This is a genomic window from Limosilactobacillus fastidiosus, from assembly GCF_014145505.1.
GTDB lineage: Bacteria > Bacillota > Bacilli > Lactobacillales > Lactobacillaceae > Limosilactobacillus > Limosilactobacillus fastidiosus.
Genome location: NZ_JACIUZ010000030.1, coordinates 1 through 21,483, shown reverse-complemented (window position 1 = coordinate 21,483; position 21,483 = coordinate 1). Strand labels below are relative to the sequence as shown.

Here is a 21,483-nt window from a genome sequence, read left to right as displayed (position 1 = left end):
CACTAGTAATTGTGAACTATGCGGACTAAAATTTGCATATAAGGGGCATTTAGTCTGAACATTACATTTGATAAGTAGGAGGCTAGTTCAATGATCCATAATATCAAAACCGTTTCTAACTATATTGAACAAATCGAAAAACTCATCAACAATAAAAAGCACAACTATTATTTTCGGGGACAAGATGATGCTTTTTCTAACACTCTCCCCGCCATCTTCCGGAGTCGCAAGTTATTAGATAACGAAGATAACCTTTTTAATGATTTCCTAATGACCGATCCTCAACTATTTGAAAAATGCCGGACCAACTTCGAACGACTAGCCCTAATGGAACACTATCATTTACCAACGCGATTGCTCGATGTTAGTTCCAACCCCTTAATTGCTCTTTTCTTTGCGGTCAAGGGTGGTAAGGGAAATGGTGAAGTATACATTTATAAGGATCGACCAAATTCAGATAAATTAGCTAAAATGTTGGACGAACGCGGCTGGCATAACTTAATCGCTGAATACGAAAGCAAAAACGAATTGACAAGTCATAACTACTTTAAGAAAAATGCCTTTAGCAATGAAATGCAGCTAGAATCATCCCTCGCTCGGCAGTCATTTACCGATAAGGCAGTTTTCTTTCAATCAATCAAAAACTTCTACAAACTAGATAATGACTACATCGCCCAACAGCACAAACTCTGGAGCCATAGCTATGATAGCTACTTTAATAATAACCAGGATTCAAATTACTTTGTGAAATTTAAACGGGATCTTCAGACGCTCCCCTTCTTACGACTATTTGAAGAAGCTAAACGAGATATCCCCAGCTTTTCAAATAAGTTGAACCCCCTCGAATTAATCGTACCTAAAATTGTCACCATTAAACGAATGAGTCGACGAATGGAGAACCAGCAAGGGCTCTTCCTCTTTGTTCCTTTCATCGGTGAAGAATACGATTCTTCCGTAGACATTAATTATTCCGAAGTTGAACGACGTGCCCAACTAGCAATTGATATTTTGAGCCTTTATAATCCAGATAACCCCAATGAAAAGGAAAAATACATTATCCCTGCCGAATATAAGCGACCAATTCTGGATGAACTAGCCAAACTAGGAATCGATTATAGTTTCATCTATCCCGAAGATCATGCCAAGAAAGCAGAAATGATTAAGGCAAAGTATCTAGGATTTTAATGGCATAAAATAAACAAGACCTAAGAGATGGTTAATCCATTTCTTAGGTCTTATTATTTATCTTATCAAGAATTGCTACTGATTAACTGTCACCCGAAAATTATGAGTTAGACTATGCCAAAAATGACGATCAAAAAAGCCAATCAACGGACCGTTAGCGAGTAATGCAAAAAGGGTCCCAATGTTAATCGCGTACAGGTGCCCATCGAGCATGAAAGTTACTGCCATAATTAAAATCGGTGGAATGAAGTTAACCAATTGGGCCACCACAACTCGGTTATGAAAATACAAGAAACGTAAAATATTGGTTGTATCGTCATTTGGATGCATGACGATATTAGCTCGCTGGTAAATTGAAATTGCACAACAAAAAGTTACAACCCCGGTAAAACAGAGAACTGTCCGGAAAAAGAATGGTAATTGAAAAACCCCAAGCCAACTGAAGAAGGCCACGAAGACGTCGACAAAGTAACTAAAACAAGCGATAAAAGCAACTTCACCAATAAAGCGCCACCGATCCCACTGCCGAATCAACAACTGGTTTGCGACAGCCGTTAATGTACCAACAATAAACATCGGGATCCCAACAGAAGTACCAAATAAGTTTGCTAAGTTAACTTCTGAAGCCGTCCAAGGGCTGGTCCCGACATTAGTTGAAACCGTTAAGCCATTGCCAAGCGCGTTGAGCACTAGTCCTGTTACAAGGGCCAATACTCGGAGTGACAGCGAATTATTATGGTGGTGAAGTTCTTCTACTTCCACTATTTCAGATCCTTTCTGTTATTAAAACAGACTTATTATAAAACAATAAAACTCCTCGTGGCTAGTTTGCCATGAGGAGTTTTATTTGACTAGAGGTTAGTCTTAAAGAACTCAGTAAATTTTGCAAACGGAATCTTATCCATTTGATCATATAGATCAGTATGTGTAGCTCCTGGTACTAAAACTAATTCTTTAGGATTAGTTAGTCGTTGGTACGCCGCTTCTGCCATGTATCGAGAATGAGCATTTTCCCCAGTAACAATTAACTTCGGTGCATCAATCTTTTCAATCTGTTGCTGAAGTGGGAAATTATAATATCCCCATGGTGTCGTTGCATCCCATAGATTCGTATTGGAATTGATTGCTCGTGGATGATAAGCTCGCTTAACATAGTAGTTATAAAATTCTGTTGTCACTGGATCCGCACCTGTTGGTAATTGATCTGGAAACATTGTCTTCCCCCTGACTGGTTTCCCGTTTTCATCAAAAGCCAATTCGTGAAAACCGCGGACATGAGTGTCATTATCAACATCTTCCCAGCGAATTGCAGCTAAATATTCTTTTTCTCGGCCCCGTTCTTCTTCGTTCTTAGAATGATTGAGGCCATCCCACATTGATTCAGCCATATCATACATTACTGAAGTAGCGACAGCTTTAATCCGGACATCAATTGAAGCATCAGTAAGGACATGTGAACCTAATCCACAAATCCCAATCGCTCCAATCCGTCCCCGATCAACAAAGGATTGTGTTCCCATGAAATCAACAGCAGCTGAAAAATCTTCAACAAAGATATCTGGTGATGCGACATTACGAACGTCGCCAGAACTCTCCCCCGTTGTTGATTGATCGAAGGCTAATGTCACAAAACCTTGTTCCGCTAATGTTTGTGCATAAAGTCCACTAGACTGTTCCTTTACAGCACCAAATGGTCCTGAAATTACAATCGCAGCGTATTTCTGATCAGCATTAAAAGCAGTTGGCAAGTATAAATGACCAGCAACTATAAAGCCATAGCGATTCTGGAACCGTACATTTTTAACCTTGATTGCAGAATTAACGGTAAAAACCCGTGTATCATTAACTGCTGTTAAATTCTGAACACTATATTTCATAACTACTGACTCCTTTTTAAATAGTTTGATTTAACTCTTAATTCCTAAAACTACTGTCATTATATTAACGTTTTTCTATAATTGAAAATACTTATATAATATAGTTAGCAATAGCTTTTAGTTATAGGAGAAATCAAAAATGGAATTACGTGTGTTACGTTATTTTCTTGCGGTTACCCAATACCAAAATATGACGAGAGCAGCTAAGGAACTCTTAGTATCTCAGCCAACTTTGTCCAAACAACTAGCTGATTTAGAAAATGAGCTTGGCACAAAACTTTTTATTCGCGGTCATCGTCATATTACCTTAACGGAAGAGGGACAATATCTCCAGTCCCGCGCTAAAGAAATGGTTCAGCTTGCCGACCAAACCACTGCTAATATTCGCAAGAACCAAGCGATCAGCGGAACACTTTCAATCGGCGCTGGAGAAAGTATTAGAATGCAGCGAATCATGCGAATAATCAGTAATATTGTCCAAGATTATCCTGACATCAAGATCCACCTCATTAGCGGTAATGGTGATGAAATGGAAAAGGCATTAGATCACGGTACTATTGATTTTGCAGTTTTCATGGGGCACCGTGATCTCAGTAATTTTAACTATCTCCGTCTTCCTGAAGTGGATCAATGGGGAATCATAATGTTAAAAGATGATCCCCTAAGTAATAAAACAGCAATTACCCCACAAGATCTCTTAGGCCATCCCCTCATCGTATCCGAACAGGGACTCCAAGAACACCGTTTTCAGGATTGGTGGGGAAATTTAAATCAACAAATGAACATTATCGCAACCTTTTCACTCCCTTTTAACGCACAGCTGTTAGTAGAAAATACTGGTGCGTATATGTTCACCTTTGACCACCTTCTTGTTAACTCCCATCAACATCATCTTATCTTTCGATCACTTTCACCAAAACTAGTCGAACCCATTACAATTGTCTGGAAAAAGAATACTATTCAATCAAAGGCCGCTCAATTACTAATCAAACGACTAAAAACAACACTTAATAAATAAGAGGTTGGAAAGACAAATTGTTTTTCCAACCTCTTATTTACTTTAATGCGCATTTCCAAACACGTTCACAATCACTACACCACCCAAGATTAAACTAATCTCTAGTATCTGAAGGATACCCATCGCTTCACGCCAAATAAGGACACTAAGGAGTGAGGTAATCACAATTCCCACTCCTGACCACACAGCGTAGGCAACGCTTAGGTTCATCCCCAATTTCAGTGATAGGGATATAGAGTAGAAGCACACCCCAAAGCATAATAAACTTACAATTCCAATTCCTAATCGTTCAAAACCGTCCGATACTTTTAACAAACTCGTTCCCGTAATTTCTCCAATAATCGCAATTGCTAAGTAAACATAAGTCATTTTTGCACCTCTTCTTCCATTTCCTTAAGCAGTTCTTCATTTAAACTATTCAACTGACGGATCTTTTTCTCTCCCAGCTTATTCATCGTCTTTGTTTCAAACTGGTGAATATTGTAGAGAACCTGTTCAGCCCATTTTTGACCACGCTTAGTTAACTTAACTAACCTACTTCGCCTATCAACTGGATTAGACTCTAAACACATTAACCCATTGCGGGCCATTTTTTGGACAAGGGAGCTAATCGTCTGTTTTGATAAGCCGGTATCTAAGACTAGCTGACGATTAGTTGCGCAATAATTATGATCTTCAAGGGCCAGTAAGACCGATAATTCCGCGAAGGATAGGCTATTTTGTGTCGCCAACCGTTCATAAATTCGGTTAAATGCTAACCAATCATGAAGGTATTGTTGAACATCGCTTTTCATTGCTCCCCACCTGATTATTTTATGATGGCTTCAGTTTAACATATAGTCCGTAATCAGATAATATTCAAATAAATGAAAAGCTAAGTTAAGAATAACCTTAACTTAGCTCTAACAGAACCAGCCCATTATCATTTCAAATGCAAAGTCAAATGTCCAGTAAATGATGTTTTTTAATTTCTCCATTACTTACGCTCCTCTTTCTTCAAGCACACTAACAATAAAGAGAACTAAAATAATCCACCGCAGCCAATTACCAATTTGTGATTGGTAATCAATCGTAACTATTAATAGAAGCAGGCTTGCGAGGCAAAACCATTAAAAATATTCTATTTTTTCGTAGTTGTCTTTTATCGTATCGTAAAGGAATTTTAATTTTATTTCGGTTATTATCTATAAGTAATATTTTTTAAACACTTAAAAAGAGGATGTTTCCCGTGAAACATCCTCTTTTTATTTATTCTTATCACACGAGCCAACCGTTAACAGCCGATATTATCCCTACACTTTGGCAATTACAGAAAAGAGAATTGCCAGCAAAGAAATAACTCCTACTACTTGTTCCATAATCATTTCCTCATACTTTTACTTATTAGCATTTCTGATGAAGTTTTCTACTTCTTCCTTCGCCTTCCGTGCCTTGTTTACTAGTCGATCAACTTCTTGACCATCTTCGTAAACGATAAAACTCGGAATGCCAAAGACATTCAATTCTCTAAATAAGTCTAGGTTTTCTTCCCGATCAACCTGTAAGAACTGGTATTCAGGGAAGTCTGCCTCAATTGCCGGAAGATGGGGCTTGATGAAGCTGCAATCTGGGCACCAATCAGCCTTAAATTCAACTACATACTTACCATTAATAAGGCGGTTTTCAAATTCTTCTTTACTCATTACCGGTAATTTTTCCATCTTCTTCACCTCAATCGGAGTTTAATTATTAATCAGTGTACTGTGCCAGAACGTGTTCAAGTTGATCCTTACTGTGAAGACCAACGAGTTTATCAACTACTTGACCATCCTTCTTGATGATCAAAGTTGGAATCGACATAATGCCGAACTGTGCTGGCGTTTCTGGGTTAGCATCCACATCCATCTTGCTGAACTTAACCTTACCGTCAAGAGCTTTGGCGGTTTCTTCAATAATTGGTGCTTGCATTCGACATGGTGGACACCAAGTTGCCCAGAAATCAGTAACCGTTACTCCAGTGCTTGTTTCTTTTTGAAAATCCTTATCAGTTAATTGTTGAACCATTATTTATCATCCTCATCTTTCTTCTTATTCTTTACGACTCGCTTCCGGTGCTCTTCGATACTGCAGCCATCCGGGCCACAAATTCCCGCATCGGTTTGATTACCAACAATTTCAAGTGAACTAAAGTTGTTCTTTTCTTGATCCATTATGCATTCTCCTTACTTTCTTCTGCTTGTACCTGCTTTAGTGCTTTAAGAAATACCTCGTAAGGTTGGGCACCACTGATTGCATACTTATTGTTAATTACAAAGAACGGTGCTGCTTGGATTCCAGATTGGTGAGCTTCGTTTTCATCATTAAACACATCTTGATGGTATTCATCAGAATTCAAAACTTTTTCCACATCATCCTTGTCTAAACCAGCTTCTACCGCAGCGTTCGTCAGTACATCATGATCTGCAATTGATTTTCCATCATTAAAGTAGACTTGGTAAAAACGCTTGATCACTTTTTCCGTCAGCTCAGGATTTCCCTTGCTTTCGGCAAGTTTAATTAATCGGTGAGCGTCACCAGTATTGGTCGGAACAACACTATTAATATCCATTGGTAAGCCATCACCCTTAGCCATTGATTCAATATAGGCCATTTTTTGCTTAGCTTGTGGCTCTAACGCCTTGTTGCCACGGGTAAAGTGGTTGACATAACTTTCCGTTGTTTCTTGTGGTGCGTTGGGATCCAATTCAAACGATTTAAATTCCAACGGTGTTTCATCATAGATCCCGATTTCTTTCATCGCCCGTTTCATCCGGTTTGAACCAATGTAACAGAATGGGCATGCAATATCTGACCAGTACTTGATTTCCATCTTAATTCCTCCCGTTTTAATTAAATTGTTCTACGTATTCAAAGGCATTTTGACCAGCAATTCCACCATCGCCAACCGCAGTCGTGATTTGCCGTAACTTCTTTTGCCGAACGTCACCAACCGCGTAAATCCCTGGAATCGTGGTTTCCATTTCGTCGTTCGTCTTAATCCAACCAGCCTCATCAGTAATCTTCAGGTTAGTAAATGCTTGACTATTTGGAATATTACCAACGTAAATGAATACCCCAGAAGTTGGTACAACTTCATCTTGGTCGGTCTTTTTATTGTGAACTTTGATCCCGGTTACCTGATTTTCATCCCCGATAATTTCTTTAACATCCGAGTCCCAGGTAAAGTCCATCTTATCGTTATCAAAAGCCCGTTCTTGGAGGACCCGTTGTGCGCGAAGCTTATCCCGGTGGTGAACAACATTAACGTTATCTGCCAAATTTGCTAAATACAATCCTTCCGAAATAGCAGAATCGCCACCACCAATTACAGAAACATCCCGGTCCTTGAAGAAGGCTCCGTCGCAGACAGCACAGTAGGATACACCTTTACCGGAAAATTCTTCCTCACCGGGAACACCAAGTTTTCGGTTAGTTGAACCCGTCGCAATGATCACAGCCTTGGAAACTAATTCATCACTGTCCGTTTGAACATGCTTCAAGTGCTCATCGTCAACAGTTACCTTCTGCACATTACCATAGACAAATTCAACTCCAGAGTTAGTGGCACTCTGATACATCTTTTCACCAAGTTCTGGGCCCTTAATTGAAGTAAATCCCGGGTAATTTTCAATATCATCAGTATTATTCATTTGACCACCGTACACACCACGATCGAGCATCGCCACTTTTAAGTTAGCCCGTGCTGCGTAGAGAGCTGCGGTCATTCCACCAGGACCTGCACCAATTACAACGACATCATACTTTTTCATTCTCTTTCACCTCGACACTATAAGTAATAACGAATAATTGTTTCTAATTGTTCTTTATCAATAAATCGTGGAATCCGTTCCACCACGTTCCTGTTCTTTTTCACAATAATGCTAGGGGCAGACTTAATGTTGTAATCTGCACTCAGCTCTGGATCCGCTTCAACATTAAATGTTGTCACTTTTAATTGTTCCGCGTATTTCGTACGGATCGCGTTAATAATTGGCTGCTGGGTATAACATTGGGCACACCAATTATTTTCAAATACTAACAGTTCAAGTTTGGAATTAGAATCTGGTTTAATAGGTTCAATTACCATATCTGTTCCTCCTTAAAACTATTCAACTAATTCATTGAATGGTTTAATATTACCACTTACTTTTTATAAGTCAAGTTTAAAGTAAAAAATAAGTGGAGGAACTTTCAATTCCTTCACTTATTTAACTTCCCGTTGCCACTCATAATAGCTGCAATTTAAACTAAATGCATCATAGCCATTTTTGTTAAGGACCTTCGTTGCGAGGTTTGAATTAGCACATAACCGACCACGACAATAAACGATAATTGGCTTTTCTTTTGGTAATTCTGTTAAGTGACTTTGCAATTCCGTTAATGGAATGTTAACCGCCGACTTAATATGACCAGCTTCATACTCATCTTCTGGTCGCACGTCCAGCCACAAACTATCACGGTACTGTTGTGCCTTTTCCAAAGAAACTGTTTTAATGCCTCGATCAGCTTTTTCTTCAATCGAACGTATTTCGGAAAGTTCTTCTTCCCCCACTGCAATTAATAGGTGGATCAGATCATTAATTTTTGGTGAGCGGAGGCTATAAATCACGTGATTGCCATCTTTTTTAGTTTTAACCAGTCGGCTATCCTTTAAAATCTGCAAGTGCCGGGAAGTGTTAGCAACACTGCTTCCTGTTTCTTGGGAAATTTTTTCAACACTTTTTGGTGATTGGGAGAGCAATTCCAGAATCTCTAATCGTTTATCGTTACCGATTCCTTTACCAACCCTTGCTAGCTCTTTATATAGTTGATTCTTATATTCAACCGCTTCTTCAAACATTTCTGCCCCTCCTTGCTATTCAATTATTATATTGAATAGAATAGGAGATTTATCATCAGCTGTCAAGAAAATAGGATATTGAAATATCCCACTAACTTGCAATTAACTAGTTATCATCCATCCTAGGTTGCGTAATCATTTCGTAAACATATGATTCCTCAGCAGAACGATATACTCCATGAAGAGTACCAACCCTCGTAAAACCATTCTTGTCAATTAGGTGTTGCATTACCTTATTATCTTCATGAGTATCAATTCGAAGTGATTGAATATCCTTCCGGTTTGTCTTCACATAACTGATCACATTTTCAAAAAGTTGGGAAGCATAACCATGGCCCGCGTGTTTTGAATGAATTGCAACCCGGTGAATAACTTGATACTTATCCGTGTCTAATAGCCATTTACCATCTAACTCATCATATGAATGATCTGGAGCGTCAACGATTGCAAATACACCAACTGTCTGGTTGTCATCTGCTTGAACCAGGTAAGTCCAGCCATGTTGAATATCTTCTTTTATGTGTTCCTCGTTCGGGTAATCACCCTGCCATTGTTCAACGCCTCGCTCAGCTAACTGGCTACTACGGCCATCACGAAGCATCTCCATTACTGTCTCAAAATCGGTCATAGTAGCTTTCCGCAATTGCATGTTCATTCTCACCCTTTTCTAAAATTGGTTATTTAATGTTGTAATAGTTCAATATGAATTACTTATCCATGTAATTCTTCAAGATTGTCTTAATTTGGTCTGGTGAATGGTAGCCAACAATCTTATCGACAATCTTTCCCTCTTTCTTTACCAAGAGGGTTGGGATGCTCATGATTCCTAGATTCTTCGCTGTTTCGGGATTTTCATCAACATCCATTTTGGTGATCTTTACATCTTTCATTTCTTCATCAGCTGCCACCTTTTCCACAGCAGGTGATTGCATCCGACAAGGGCCACACCATGTTGCCCAAAAGTCAGTTAAGGTTATCCCAGTACTTGTATCTTTTTCAAAAGTTTGGTCTGTAGTTGGTACTACACTCATCTTTCTCAACTCCTTTAGTTTTCTTCAATTTCCTTCATTACATGTCTTACCTGGCTGATCTGCATTGGCATTGTGTGACCAACAAAGCATTGTACGCCAGTTGGCATTGGGCAAAGTTTTTCCTTGATAGTCGTCATCAATTCTTTCTCATTTCCACCTGGAAACTGCCAAATTCCTGGACCGTCGTTATAGAGTACATCCCCCACAAAAGCCACTTCATTGTCATCATCGTAATAAGTAACAGAATCAAAAGAATGACCTGGAGTATAAAGAACCTTTAGATCAACTCCTGCTTCTTCGAGGTTAAGCTGGTCCCCATCTTCTAATAAATGTGGTTGCTGATCAATTTGAATATGACGATTATTTTGCCTAGCTAAATTAAGATCATCATCCTGTAAATATTCTGGTCCCCGTTGATGGATATAATATGGAACATTTAACGCCTTAGTTAACTGATCTACTGCGCCGGTATGGTCAAAGTGACCATGAGTCAGTAAAATCGCATCAATTTGCCATCCGTGTTCCTTAATTGAACGTAGTAATTTATCTGGTTGGGCGCCTGGATCAATTAGGCAACCATGACGATTCTTTTCATTGATATAAAAGTAAGCATTCGTTTGAAATACATCATGAACTGGTTGAACATACAATCTCATTTGTCGTCACCAACCTAATTAGCATTCTGGTCGTTTTGCAATGCTTCTGTAATTACCTGCTTAAAAATGTTCTTTGGTTGAGCACCCATGATTCCCTTATTATCAATAATGAAGAACGGTACAGCATTCACCCCTTGTTTCATAATAAAGTTCTCATCAGCCCGAACTTCATCATAGAAGGCATTACTTTCAAGTACTTCCTTAACTTTTGGTAAATCCAATCCAGCTTTCTTAGCCACATCCATTAACACATCATGGTCAGCAAGCTTCAAATTCTTTCCAAAGTAAGCATCAAAAAGAAGGTCTGAAACCTGTTTTGTTAGCTTTGGATCACCTAAAGAATTAACGTATTGGGTAAGACGATGTGCATCCATACTATTAGTATTCAAAGTTGAACTGTAATTAAAGTCCAGTCCTTCTGCACGGCCCATCTCTGCAATCTTATCAATCCGGTCTGCAGCTTCTTCTTCGGTTAGGCCATACTTCTTAGCAAAACGGACAATAGTAGTTTCTTGAACATCCTTAGGAGCATCTGGGTAGAGTTCAAAACTGTGGTAATCAAATTTAACTTGATCTTCAATTCCCATTTCTTTGATTAAATTATCTACTCGTGCTTCAGCAATATAACAAAATGGGCAAGCGTAATCAGTCCATACAGAAATTTTTACCATAATTTGTTTCTCCTTTACTTACAAAAAGTTAGTATTAAGAATGGTTTTAGTATATAATGGCCATATATCAATGACAAGTATGGACCTTTTTGATACCCAGTATCTAAAAGGATAGTAATGGAGGAAATATGGATAAAACTGTTTTAGCAAACTTTAAAAGAATTGATATGGAACCTTTTAATGAAGCAATGGATCTGATTAGTGGTAAGTGGAAAATGAATATTTTATTCTGTATCTCTGAAATTGGAACAATGCGTTACGGTGAAATAAGAAGTACGCTCGGTAACATTACTAATCGAGTACTCTCAAAGAAATTAAAAGAATTAGAAGAAAATGACTTAATCATTCGTAAAGAGTACCCTCAGATACCACCAAAGGTTGAATACTCTCTAGCCCCTAAGGGAAAAAGCTTACTGCCAATTTTACGAATGATTTGTGATTGGGGAAAGGATAACGAAATGTTTCCAAGAAAGGATGTCAAATAAATGAACGTAATTGACTTAATGAATCATCATGTTTCTGTTCGTAACTTCAAAGGAGAACCATTATCTGAGAAAACCAAACAAAAACTCTTAATTGCTGCTCATGCTGGCTCTTCCTCAAATTTTGTCCAAGCAACTTCAATCATTGAAATTACAGATGAGCAGATCAGAAATGAAATCGCTGAAATTTCACAAAGTGCTGCCTATGTAAAACAGAGTGGTGCATTCTATATTTTTATAGCTGATTTATATCGTCAAGCAACACTTCTAGAAGCTCATCATCAAAGCCTCGCTCCAATTAAAAACATGGAATCTCTCCTGGTCGGAGTTGTTGACACAACTATTGCCGCAGAAAACATGGCAGTCGCTGCAGAATCTTTAGATCTCGGAATCTGCTACATTGGTGGAATCAGGAACGATTTAAGTCGAATTAAAGAATTGCTCCATCTTCCAAAATATACTCTTCCATTATTCGGTTTAACCATTGGTGAACCCATTACCAAGAATGGTGTGAAACCAAGACTCCCACTAAAAAATTTTGTTAGTGAAAACCAATATAATCCTGATGAATTTACTGATCTCAAGCAATACGATCAAGTAATGGAAAATTATTATCTTAACCGACCTAGCCACCCTAAAAAGATGGATTGGTCAACAAGTCAACTCAAATTTTTTGCGGATGTTAAACGCCCGGATGTAGCTGATTTTATCCAAAAACAAGGATTTTCGTTAAAGTAATTTAAAAACGACCTCAAATATTTAAAGCAAACATTCAAGGTCGTTTTTGACTATATAACATAAATTTTTCCTATAGCAACTTATCCGATCCCTTTGGTGGGAATACCAACCAAAAGATAATGTTAATTCCCAAAATAATTAGAGCCATAATTGGTAACCAATAAATGACAACGACACCAATTATTAGCGATGCTAATTCGAATAGTGACCGCTTCGGTCGTAACATTTGCAGAATACTCTTAGAATTTTTGGGGTTGTCATGAGCAAGTACCGCCACCATCACATAGAAGGTAATCCCCCAAACGGCAAAAATTAGAAAATAGAAATAAGCAGCGGCTCTTGAATGAGGCTCTTCACTAATCCAGCCGATTGCGACCGGAAACAATGACATAAAAAACAACCAACCGATGTTCAACCAAAATGCCCGTCGTGAAATCCAGCGTGCATTGGTAAATAAGTAGTGATGGTTATAACAAGTCGTCGCAATCCGGAAGAAACTAATTAGGTAGGCAACAAAATAAGCCTTCTCTACCCAGAGACTACCCCACCCAGCACCGTGGGGAACTTTAATTTCCAATACCATAATGGTCATGACAATTGCGATAATAGCATCCGTAAATGCTTCAACACGTGACTTGTTCAAGTTCCATCCCTCCTTACTTTCTTGGTATCCCTTGACGAAGAATTAAAGTAATTGTATTGTTTAAGAAAAACAAAAACAAGTACGCACTTTTTTCTGTCTTTAAAATCAAAGGAGGCCCTAATATGGATCAAAGAGAATTTGATAAGAAGGTTAAGTACTTCCATGAAAATATGCCTAAGCAATGCCCGATCCTCTACTCAATGAAAATCATTGGTTCTAAATGGAAAATCCCCGTGATGTGGTACCTAATGCTTAATGACGGTCAACACTATAACGAATTAAAGCGTAGTATTGGTTCAATCACAAATACAATGTTAACCAAGAGTCTTCGTGAACTAGAAGCAGATGGTCTACTCAAGCGTGTTTCTAAGGGAACTGTACCGCCCTCTGTTACTTACCACCTTACTGATACTGGGAAAAATCTAATTTACACAATGGGTGATCTGTTTGAATGGGGGAAGGGTCTGATGGAAAAAGAAGAGAATCCTAAATAAATATTGGCTACCTCGCCGTATTTTTCATCGAACGGGTCAGTACCTACCGCTTACATAAATCTAAATAGTAAACTCCCCCAAGATCACTAACCTGGTCTTTGGGGGATAGTTTTACTTGTTTTAACCATTCTAAAGCGCCTACAATAAATATATAATTACTAATTTTTATACAAGGAGTTCAAAAAATGGTAGAAGAAACACACCAAAAAACCGTAAAGCTGCCTCACTTTACGAAACTACAAAAACAAAATCCGCACCTGGATAAAACTAAACCCTATCCCCTTGATGGAACCTTAGTCATAGACTTTACTCACGTTCTCTCTGGACCAACCTGTACCCGGATGTTAGCTGATGCCGGAGCACGCGTGATTCATATTGAACGACCAACAGGCGATGATACTCGTCACATGGGACCATACCTCAAAGATGGTTCAAGCGAATATTTCAGGATCTGTAATGCTGGAAAGGAATCAATTGCTCTTGATCTCAAGAATGATAAAGATCACCAACTTGTCGAAAAAATGATCGCCAAAGCTGATGTCGTTGTTGAAAACTTCCGTCCGGGTGTCATGGCAAGACTTGGCCTTGGTCCTGAAGAGATGACTAAAAAGCATCCCCGACTGATCTATGCTTCAATTTCCGGTTTCGGTCAATACGGACCTATGAAGCAGGATGCCGCTTATGATACCGTAGTTCAAGCCCTTTCCGGAATTATGGACGCTACTGGACAACCGGCACCTAAAGGACGTCCTACCAGGGTCGGGACCTCTGTATCAGACGTCGTTGCCGGAATTATGGGTTACAGTGCGATTATGACCGCCCTCTATGCCCGTGAAAAGACAGGTAAAGGAACTACCGTCGATATTTCAATGCTTGACTCGACCTTAAGTCTAATGGTCCAAGATCTAATGACCGTCCTTGGCCCTAACTTTGTTCCCGAACGGATTGGAAACCGCCATCCATACATGTATCCTTTCGATACCTTTATGTGTAAAGATGACATGATTGCGATTTGTTGTGGAAATAACCACCTCTGGGAATTATTGTGTAACGCTCTGGGTAAGCCAGAGTGGATCAACGAGCCAAAGTTCAATACCAATAATAAGCGTGAAGCTAATTGGGAAGCTGTTAAGGCGGATATGGAAGCCGTCCTCAAACAAGATACCGCCGATAATTGGGTTCAAAAGCTTGATGCCGCTGGGATTCCCGTCGGTAATGTCAAAAATGTGTCTGACACGATTAAGATGCCGCAAGTGATCGATCGGGGAATGATTAAAACCCTTGCGGACGGTAATTCGGTCTTAGGAACGCCTCTCAAATACGGTACCTGGAACTCCTATGGTGCCCAAAAGGATTCACCAAAGTTAAACGAAAATGGCGACGCGATCCGTAAGGAATTTAAATAAAAATTGAGTACTACAGATAACGCATGAATTTTCTTTTTCACTCTTTTCATTCCCAAAAGCATAAAATAAGGTTCTGGCAATTGCCAGAACCTTATTCGTACTAGTTGAACAATCAAATGCTCACACTATTTAAAATCATTTACGAAGATATTGTTCATCTTCAGAATTATTACTAATTGGTGCAAACCTCTCCACTTTCATATGTAGATCATACTTATCACGTAATTGTGCTAATTGTGCCATCATCGGTGATTGATGATGACGATCAATTGCTTGCTGATCCCTCCACTGGTCAATTAATAGGATCGTTTCTGGATCATCAAGTGGTTGAAAGTACCTATAAGATTCGTTTCCTTCTTCATTCCTTATCTGCTGTGCAAGGCCGCTTTCTTCCATTTCTCTGGCAAAGGCTTGGGCACTGCCTTTCTTACCAGTATAGTATAAATTAATCGTTAAACTCATTAAGTAATACCTCTTTTAGTCTTGATCTGGTTTAATATCACTACTTACAAGTTTAGCCTGAAATTCGTTTACTTCATAACTAGCTTCTCGGGGATAAAAAACATCTTGCGAAATTATCTTATCAAGTTCATTGCGGTCCTTAGCTTGGGCAACAATGATTCCGGACATGGGAACGGATTTTGACGGACCAACAATGAGAAATTTTTGTTGATCATAAAATGACTTAAACCATTGTCGATGAGCATTTATCTTTTCATCATTAATCTTCGTTTGTGGGTTGATTTTAACATTAATTAAATACATAAAAGCCTCTCCTTATTACTCAAAATCACCGAGAGTTTCTAAATGATCACTAAGCAAATAATCGTTATATCGTTGGGCTTGGTGGTTTAATTGTTCATCAGTCAGATGAACTGCACCAATTGTTACAAACGGCTTAATGTAAGTTGTGCCAATTAAGCGACTCGTTGCCTGAAACGGCCGTAACAATTCGTGGACTGTATATTTAACGAAATCATCTGGCCCATAATTATCAGCACCTGACGAAACTGCAATAATTAATTCTTTACCGTGCAGTGCTGTACCATCAGTGCCATATGCCCAACCGTAAGACAAAACTTCATCTTCCCATTGCTTTAGTAAGGCCGGTGAACTATACCAGTACATTGGAAACTGTAAAACAATCCGATCTGCTGCTTCAAGAACGTGGTGCTCCTTTTCAACATCAATCTTGAAATCAGGGTACAGTTGGTACATGTTACGAATTTCGATCTGTTGATCAAGTCCACTAGCTAAAGTCTTATTAACCCGTGATTGATCCCAATTAGGGTGAAAAACTAATACAGTTGTCTTCATAATTAATCTTCCTCCTAGTCATCCATAATTTTATATTCTTCAAAGTAACTTTTACCCTTTTTTATTTCACCAGAATCATACAATGAAATTTTGTGTTTAAGGCGCTTAATTGAACGGTTAAGGTTACTTTTTCGTTGCTCTAATTCCGCTAACTGCTCTTTCAAAAGTTCTTCACGAGCATCTAGGGTGCTGTCACCCTGATTTAACATTTCAGCATAATCAACCAGTTTTTCTACAGGAACATCTGAATGACGTAAACAAACGATCATCTCAATCCAACCCTGTAACCCCTCGTTGTAGTAACGATTACCATTACTTTGCCGCGGCACCTTAGGGATTAGACCAATCCGCTCATAGTAACGAAGGGTATCTGGCTTAATATTATACTTTTTACTAACTTCGGTAATAGTTAAATTAGCCATTTCATTCCTCCTTAAACCAGATCTATTAATTACCTTTTATATTTGTTTACACCATTATGGTACTACTTGGAGTTAACTCAAGGTCAAGAAAAAGTTCAATTATTTTCTAAATATAATAATCAAGCTAATTAGCCATTCCAATGCAAAAGCCAGTTATAACGATAAACCATGATCGTTACAACTGGTCTTTTCTTTTAAGAATGAATACCCTCACGAATTTTTTCAACAAGTTTTTGAGCGGGGTCTGTTAATGTTACTCCTTTCCGCCAAATTAAAAATTGATTCTGGCGACGTTCAGGAGAAAACGGGATGAACTTTAAATCAGTTGAGGCTGGCCGCGGTGCTCCTTCAATACAGACAATATTACCAACCCCGGATTCAGCAAGATAACAAGCATTTGCTAGTAAATTTGATTCCACAACGATCTGTAACTGTGTATCTTGAGGTATTAACCAATCATTTAATTCATCATAAATTAATGAACGGTGGGTAATGATTAGCGGTAAATTACGTAAGTCTGCTACCGTTAGCGTTTACCGCTTAGCCAATTTACTGTCTGGCCGTACTAATAAGTCCCAAACGATCATCAATTGGAATTTGAAGAGTATGATATTTAGCAGTACTGATCGGCGTTGATACTAAGCCAAGCTCTAAAAGGCCTTGCTCAAGATGCGCTTTGACATCCTCACCATCGGCATCGTAAAAATAGTAATGAACATGCGGATATTGTTTATGAAAGTCAACGAGTTGTGGGATTAGGATTTTGGTTACTTCTGATTCACACAACCGATTCAAATTATTCCAGTCAAATCATCATTATTAATTGTGGCAACCAATTGGTTTGCTTGCTCGAGCTCACTTAAGATATGGCGAACTTTTGCTTCATATGCACTTTCTGCTTTAGTAAGGTACATCCGACGTCGTTCCCTAATATCATTCAACATTAAAAATATTTTTGCTGCTTCTAATGCTATCCGTTTGTTGCCATCTGCAATAATGAGCTGCTTTTAGCTAAATGGATACGCTTCATGACCAAAAAATATCTGAAAAATAAGTGACAATGAAAAAACAGCTAATCAAAAATTGATTAACTGTCTAATTGAATTAACTGAAATGATTGACTTAAACACACAAAAAAATCACGTTAAAACGTTGATATACCAGTCCATACGGCCTCTTGAATTTTCTCTCAAACACACAGAACACAATTTTTAATTCTGTGTGTTTATTTGTGTGTTTGAAACAGTAATTCAGAACATTTCAGAACCATTCACTTTACACTTCTTAAGCGCACAAAAAAGCCTACAGATTAAGCTTTTGCGGCTTTTTCTGTAGGCTTCCGAATTCTATCTAGTGCTGACTAGAGGATTCGAACCTCCGACCTCATCATTACTAATGACGTGCTCTGCCAACTGAGCTAAGTCAGCATCAAGCGTGGCAACGTCCTATCCTCGCAGGGAGCGATCCCCCAACTACTTTTGGCGTGTTGAAGCTTAACTTCTGTGTTCGGCATGGGAACAGGTGTATCCTTCAAGCCATCATCACCACACTTACCCTTTTGGGCAAGAGCTTGCGCTCTCAAAACTAAACAATATCATTTTCTACCAAACCGAACTCCCGCTTAACTTGGTTAAGTCCTCGACCGATTAGTAATGGTCCGCTCCATGCCTCACGGCACTTCCACTTCCATCCTATCTACCACATCATCTTTGTGGGGTCTTACTTCCCGAAGGAATGGGAAATCTCATCTCGAGGCGAGTTTCACACTTAGATGCTTTCAGCGTTTATCTCGTCCATACATAGCTACCCAGCGGTGCTCCTGGCGGAACAACTGGTACACCAGCGGTATGTCCATCCCGGTCCTCTCGTACTAAGGACAGGTCCTCTCAAATTTCCTACGCCCGCGACGGATAGGGACCGAACTGTCTCACGACGTTCTGAACCCAGCTCGCGTACCGCTTTAATGGGCGAACAGCCCAACCCTTGGGACCGACTACAGCCCCAGGATGCGATGAGCCGACATCGAGGTGCCAAACCTCCCCGTCGATGTGGACTCTTGGGGGAGATAAGCCTGTTATCCCCAGGGTAGCTTTTATCCGTTGAGCGATGGCCCTTCCATACGGAACCACCGGATCACTAAGCCCGACTTTCGTCCCTGCTCGACCTGTCTGTCTCGCAGTCAAGCTCGCTTGTGCCTTTACACTCTGCGAATGATTTCCAACCATTCTGAGCGAACCTTTGGGCGCCTCCGTTACCTTTTAGGAGGCGACCGCCCCAGTCAAACTGCCCACCTGACACTGTCTCCCAGCACGTTTAGTGCTGCGGGTTAGAGTGGTCATAATGCAAGGGTAGTATCCCACCAACGCCTCCGTCGAAACTAGCGTTCCGACTTCTATGGCTCCTACCTATCCTGTACAAGCAGTACAAACACTCAATATCAAGCTACAGTAAAGCTCCATGGGGTCTTTCCGTCCTGTCGCGGGTACCCTGCATCTTCACAGGGATTTCAATTTCACCGAGTCTCTCGTTGAGACAGTGCCCAGATCGTTACGCCTTTCGTGCGGGTCGGAACTTACCCGACAAGGAATTTCGCTACCTTAGGACCGTTATAGTTACGGCCGCCGTTTACTGGGGCTTCAATTCAGAGCTTCGCCGAAGCTAACCCTTCCTTTTAACCTTCCAGCACCGGGCAGGCGTCAGCCCCTATACTTCATCTTACGATTTTGCAGAAACCTGTGTTTTTGATAAACAGTCGCCTGGGCCTATTCACTGCGGCTGGTCTTGCGACCAGCACCCCTTCTCCCGAAGTTACGGGGTCATTTTGCCGAGTTCCTTAACGAGAGTTCACTCGCTCACCTTAGGATTCTCTCCTCGACTACCTGTGTCGGTTTGCGGTACGGGCAGTTAACTTGCTCCTTAGAAGCTTTTCTCGGCAGTGTGACATCGGCAACTTCGCTACTATAATTTCGCTCCCCATCACAGCTTGTCAACCCGAATGTAAGCATTTAACTCACATCCTGACTTACTGCTTGGCCCCACTCTTCCAATCGTGAGGTTTGCTTAGCCTCCTGCGTCCCTCCATCGTCAAACGCAGTTAACTGGTACAGGAATCTCAACCTGTTATCCATCGCCTACGCCTCTCGGCCTCGGCTTAGGTCCCGACTTACCCTGGGAGGACGAGCCTTCCCCAGGAAACCTTAGTCATTCGGTGAACAGGATTCTCACCTGTCTTTCGCTACTCATACCGGCATTCTCACTTCTAAGCGCTCCACCAGTCCTCACGGTCTAGCTTCACCGCCCTTAGAACGCTCTCCTATCACGTGCACGTAGTGCACATCCACAGTTTCGGTAATATGCTTAGCCCCGGTACATTTTCGGCGCAGAATCACTCGACTAGTGAGCTATTACGCACTCTTTAAATGGTGGCTGCTTCTGAGCCAACATCCTAGTTGTCTATGCAACTCCACATCCTTTTCCACTTAGCATATATTTAGGGACCTTAACTGGTGATCTGGGCTGTTCCCCTTTACACGGTGGATCTTATCACTCATCGTGTGACTCCTGGGCATAAATCGATGGCATTCGGAGTTTATCTGAAGTTGGTAACCCATGACGGGCCCCTTGTCCAAACAGTAGCTCTACCTCCACGATTCTTTATCCCAAGGCTCCCCCTAAAGAGATTTCGGAGAGAACCAGCTATCTCCAAGTTCGTTTGGAATTTCACCGCTACCCACACCTCATCCCAGCCATTTTCAACTGACACGGGTTCGGTCCTCCAGTGCGCTTTACCGCACCTTCAACCTGGACATGGGTAGGTCACCTGGTTTCGGGTCTACAACTACATACTTCATACGCCCATTTCAGACTCGCTTTCGCTGCGGCTCCAGTTTTTCCACCTTAACCTTGCATGCAATCGTAACTCGCCGGTTCATTCTGCAAGAGGCACGCCGTCACCCATTAATGGGCTCCGACAGCTTGTAGGCACATGGTTTCAGGAACTATTTCACTCCCCTTCCGGGGTGCTTTTCACCTTTCCCTCACGGTACTGGTTCACTATCGGTCACTAGGGAGTATTTAGCCTTGCGAGATGGTCCTCGCAGCTTCCGACGGGGTTTCACGTGTCCCGCCGTACTCAGGATCCTGAACTGAGGGAGTGACGTTTCGTCTACTGGGCTCTCACCATCTCTGGCACAGTTTCCCAACTGTTTCGACTACGTCGCTCTTTGGTAACTCAAATGTTCAGTCCTACAACCCCAACGAGCAAGCTCGTTGGTTTGGGCTCTTCCCCGTTCGCTCGCCGCTACTGAGGGAATCGAATTTTTCTTTCTCTTCCTGCAGCTACTGAGATGTTTCAGTTCACTGCGTCTACCGCTTGCTAGCTATAGATTCACTAGTCAAGCAACCAACGACTAAGTTGGTTGGGTTTCCCCATTCGGAAATCTCCGGATCAAAGCGTACTTACCGCTCCCCGAAGCATATCGGTGTTAGTCCCGTCCTTCATCGGCTCCTAGTACCAAGGCATTCACCATGCGCCCTTCATAACTTAACCTTGATAATCACTTTGTGATTATCGGATTAATTGAGTTAGCGATTATTTCTTAAAACTCAAAATAACGCGGTGTTCTCGGTTTGTTTTGTTAATTAATAAAGAAAATTGATATTATTTAGTTTTCAAAGTGCAAGCT

Annotated in this window: 28 protein-coding genes, 1 tRNA gene, 2 rRNA genes and 1 pseudogene; 6 read left to right on the top strand and 26 right to left on the bottom strand. The window is 40.5% G+C overall.

The features are described from left to right. The first annotated feature begins 90 nt into the window (after positions 1-90). Positions 91-1,185 carry an FRG domain-containing protein gene (locus tag H5R64_RS04170; RefSeq protein WP_182581108.1) on the top strand — a complete coding sequence of 365 codons (1,095 nt, stop codon included), beginning with the start codon at positions 91-93 and terminating at the stop codon, positions 1,183-1,185. A 75-nt stretch (positions 1,186-1,260) separates the two neighbouring features. Here H5R64_RS04170 and H5R64_RS04165 read toward each other — a convergent pair whose 3' ends face one another. After that, complete coding sequence (locus H5R64_RS04165) at positions 1,261-1,947, bottom strand: YczE/YyaS/YitT family protein (RefSeq protein ID WP_182581107.1); 687 nt, start codon at positions 1,945-1,947, stop codon at positions 1,261-1,263. Positions 1,948-2,036: 89 nt separating this feature from the next. After that, complete coding sequence (locus tag H5R64_RS04160; protein WP_182581106.1) at positions 2,037-3,062, bottom strand: alpha/beta hydrolase; 1,026 nt, start codon at positions 3,060-3,062, stop codon at positions 2,037-2,039. 139 nt (positions 3,063-3,201) lie between these two features. On the opposite strand from H5R64_RS04160, the gene H5R64_RS04155 reads away from it, so the two are divergent. Further along, positions 3,202-4,080, top strand: coding sequence for a LysR family transcriptional regulator (locus H5R64_RS04155; protein WP_182582912.1), 879 nt, complete (start codon positions 3,202-3,204; stop codon positions 4,078-4,080). A 42-nt stretch (positions 4,081-4,122) separates the two neighbouring features. Here the strand turns inward: H5R64_RS04155 and H5R64_RS04150 are convergent, their stop codons facing one another. The 13 genes from H5R64_RS04150 to H5R64_RS04090 all read right to left on the bottom strand — a co-directional run bounded on the left by H5R64_RS04150 (position 4,123) and on the right by H5R64_RS04090 (position 11,296). Beyond that, entirely contained in the window at positions 4,123-4,449 is a 327-nt protein-coding gene (locus H5R64_RS04150) for a DMT family transporter (RefSeq protein ID WP_182582910.1), read from the bottom strand. Beyond that, positions 4,446-4,874 (bottom strand): MarR family winged helix-turn-helix transcriptional regulator, encoded by a 429-nt coding sequence (locus H5R64_RS04145; RefSeq protein ID WP_182581103.1) that lies wholly within the window; start codon positions 4,872-4,874, stop codon positions 4,446-4,448. The genes H5R64_RS04150 and H5R64_RS04145 overlap by 4 nt, the downstream gene beginning before the upstream one ends. A gap of 582 nt (positions 4,875-5,456) precedes the next feature. Then, entirely contained in the window at positions 5,457-5,780 is a 324-nt protein-coding gene (locus H5R64_RS04140; protein WP_182581102.1) for a thioredoxin family protein, read from the bottom strand. A 28-nt stretch (positions 5,781-5,808) separates the two neighbouring features. Beyond that, positions 5,809-6,123: a thioredoxin gene (trxA, locus tag H5R64_RS04135; protein ID WP_182581101.1), complete on the bottom strand. Its 315-nt coding sequence runs from the start codon at positions 6,121-6,123 to the stop codon at positions 5,809-5,811. Continuing rightward, entirely contained in the window at positions 6,123-6,269 is a 147-nt protein-coding gene (locus tag H5R64_RS04130) for a hypothetical protein (protein ID WP_182581116.1), read from the bottom strand. The genes trxA (H5R64_RS04135) and H5R64_RS04130 overlap by 1 nt, the downstream gene beginning before the upstream one ends. Continuing rightward, a complete protein-coding gene (locus tag H5R64_RS04125) occupies positions 6,269-6,928 on the bottom strand; it encodes a DsbA family oxidoreductase (protein ID WP_182581100.1) in 660 nt (219 codons plus the stop codon). Before H5R64_RS04125 ends, H5R64_RS04130 begins: the two co-directional genes overlap by 1 nt. A gap of 16 nt (positions 6,929-6,944) precedes the next feature. Further along, a complete protein-coding gene (gene trxB / locus H5R64_RS04120) occupies positions 6,945-7,868 on the bottom strand; it encodes a thioredoxin-disulfide reductase (RefSeq protein ID WP_182581099.1) in 924 nt (307 codons plus the stop codon). Between the two features lie 17 nt (positions 7,869-7,885). Then, positions 7,886-8,185 carry a thioredoxin family protein gene (locus H5R64_RS04115; protein ID WP_182582908.1) on the bottom strand — a complete coding sequence of 100 codons (300 nt, stop codon included), beginning with the start codon at positions 8,183-8,185 and terminating at the stop codon, positions 7,886-7,888. 117 nt (positions 8,186-8,302) lie between these two features. Further along, positions 8,303-8,938, bottom strand: coding sequence for an ArsR/SmtB family transcription factor (locus tag H5R64_RS04110; protein ID WP_182581098.1), 636 nt, complete (start codon positions 8,936-8,938; stop codon positions 8,303-8,305). A 106-nt stretch (positions 8,939-9,044) separates the two neighbouring features. Continuing rightward, positions 9,045-9,587 carry a GNAT family N-acetyltransferase gene (locus H5R64_RS04105; RefSeq protein ID WP_182582916.1) on the bottom strand — a complete coding sequence of 181 codons (543 nt, stop codon included), beginning with the start codon at positions 9,585-9,587 and terminating at the stop codon, positions 9,045-9,047. Positions 9,588-9,645: 58 nt separating this feature from the next. Next, the gene (trxA, locus tag H5R64_RS04100) at positions 9,646-9,969 is read right to left on the bottom strand and encodes a thioredoxin (protein ID WP_182582906.1); all 324 of its coding nucleotides are present in this window, start codon (positions 9,967-9,969) and stop codon (positions 9,646-9,648) included. A 14-nt stretch (positions 9,970-9,983) separates the two neighbouring features. Continuing rightward, positions 9,984-10,625: an MBL fold metallo-hydrolase gene (locus tag H5R64_RS04095; protein ID WP_182582904.1), complete on the bottom strand. Its 642-nt coding sequence runs from the start codon at positions 10,623-10,625 to the stop codon at positions 9,984-9,986. A 14-nt stretch (positions 10,626-10,639) separates the two neighbouring features. Further along, complete coding sequence (locus H5R64_RS04090) at positions 10,640-11,296, bottom strand: DsbA family oxidoreductase (protein ID WP_182582902.1); 657 nt, start codon at positions 11,294-11,296, stop codon at positions 10,640-10,642. Positions 11,297-11,424: 128 nt separating this feature from the next. On the opposite strand from H5R64_RS04090, the gene H5R64_RS04085 reads away from it, so the two are divergent. Beyond that, positions 11,425-11,781: a winged helix-turn-helix transcriptional regulator gene (locus H5R64_RS04085; RefSeq protein ID WP_182581093.1), complete on the top strand. Its 357-nt coding sequence runs from the start codon at positions 11,425-11,427 to the stop codon at positions 11,779-11,781. Then, entirely contained in the window at positions 11,782-12,516 is a 735-nt protein-coding gene (gene nfsA, locus H5R64_RS04080; RefSeq protein ID WP_182582900.1) for an oxygen-insensitive NADPH nitroreductase, read from the top strand. It abuts the gene before it with no gap. A gap of 70 nt (positions 12,517-12,586) precedes the next feature. Here the strand turns inward: nfsA and H5R64_RS04075 are convergent, their stop codons facing one another. Next, entirely contained in the window at positions 12,587-13,159 is a 573-nt protein-coding gene (locus tag H5R64_RS04075) for a TMEM175 family protein (protein WP_182582898.1), read from the bottom strand. A 122-nt stretch (positions 13,160-13,281) separates the two neighbouring features. On the opposite strand from H5R64_RS04075, the gene H5R64_RS04070 reads away from it, so the two are divergent. Both H5R64_RS04070 and H5R64_RS04065 read left to right on the top strand, forming a co-directional pair. Further along, positions 13,282-13,653 (top strand): winged helix-turn-helix transcriptional regulator, encoded by a 372-nt coding sequence (locus H5R64_RS04070; protein WP_182581086.1) that lies wholly within the window; start codon positions 13,282-13,284, stop codon positions 13,651-13,653. A gap of 185 nt (positions 13,654-13,838) precedes the next feature. Then, complete coding sequence (locus tag H5R64_RS04065) at positions 13,839-15,059, top strand: CaiB/BaiF CoA transferase family protein (protein ID WP_182582896.1); 1,221 nt, start codon at positions 13,839-13,841, stop codon at positions 15,057-15,059. Positions 15,060-15,194: 135 nt separating this feature from the next. Here the strand turns inward: H5R64_RS04065 and H5R64_RS04060 are convergent, their stop codons facing one another. From H5R64_RS04060 to H5R64_RS04020, 10 genes and pseudogenes are all read right to left on the bottom strand, one after another. Continuing rightward, positions 15,195-15,521 carry an antibiotic biosynthesis monooxygenase family protein gene (locus H5R64_RS04060; RefSeq protein ID WP_182582894.1) on the bottom strand — a complete coding sequence of 109 codons (327 nt, stop codon included), beginning with the start codon at positions 15,519-15,521 and terminating at the stop codon, positions 15,195-15,197. 15 nt (positions 15,522-15,536) lie between these two features. After that, positions 15,537-15,824 (bottom strand): YciI family protein, encoded by a 288-nt coding sequence (locus tag H5R64_RS04055; protein WP_182581083.1) that lies wholly within the window; start codon positions 15,822-15,824, stop codon positions 15,537-15,539. 15 nt (positions 15,825-15,839) lie between these two features. Next, positions 15,840-16,376 (bottom strand): NAD(P)H-dependent oxidoreductase, encoded by a 537-nt coding sequence (locus tag H5R64_RS04050; RefSeq protein WP_182582892.1) that lies wholly within the window; start codon positions 16,374-16,376, stop codon positions 15,840-15,842. Positions 16,377-16,390: 14 nt separating this feature from the next. Then, positions 16,391-16,798 carry a MerR family transcriptional regulator gene (locus tag H5R64_RS04045; protein ID WP_182582890.1) on the bottom strand — a complete coding sequence of 136 codons (408 nt, stop codon included), beginning with the start codon at positions 16,796-16,798 and terminating at the stop codon, positions 16,391-16,393. 194 nt (positions 16,799-16,992) lie between these two features. After that, a pseudogene (locus tag H5R64_RS04040) lies at positions 16,993-17,316 on the bottom strand (LysR substrate-binding domain-containing protein); the annotation flags it as partial. A 31-nt stretch (positions 17,317-17,347) separates the two neighbouring features. Beyond that, positions 17,348-17,584, bottom strand: a complete 237-nt coding sequence (locus tag H5R64_RS04035) for a hypothetical protein (protein WP_182581079.1) — start codon at positions 17,582-17,584, stop codon at positions 17,348-17,350. Positions 17,585-17,589: 5 nt separating this feature from the next. After that, positions 17,590-17,712 carry a hypothetical protein gene (locus H5R64_RS08650; RefSeq protein ID WP_267905305.1) on the bottom strand — a complete coding sequence of 41 codons (123 nt, stop codon included), beginning with the start codon at positions 17,710-17,712 and terminating at the stop codon, positions 17,590-17,592. Positions 17,713-18,152: 440 nt separating this feature from the next. Further along, a tRNA-Thr gene (locus H5R64_RS04030) sits at positions 18,153-18,225 on the bottom strand. A gap of 5 nt (positions 18,226-18,230) precedes the next feature. Continuing rightward, a 5S ribosomal RNA gene (rrf, locus tag H5R64_RS04025) occupies positions 18,231-18,347 on the bottom strand. Between the two features lie 77 nt (positions 18,348-18,424). Next, positions 18,425-21,347: ribosomal RNA gene (locus H5R64_RS04020) — 23S ribosomal RNA — on the bottom strand. Positions 21,348-21,483: the final 136 nt, after the last annotated feature.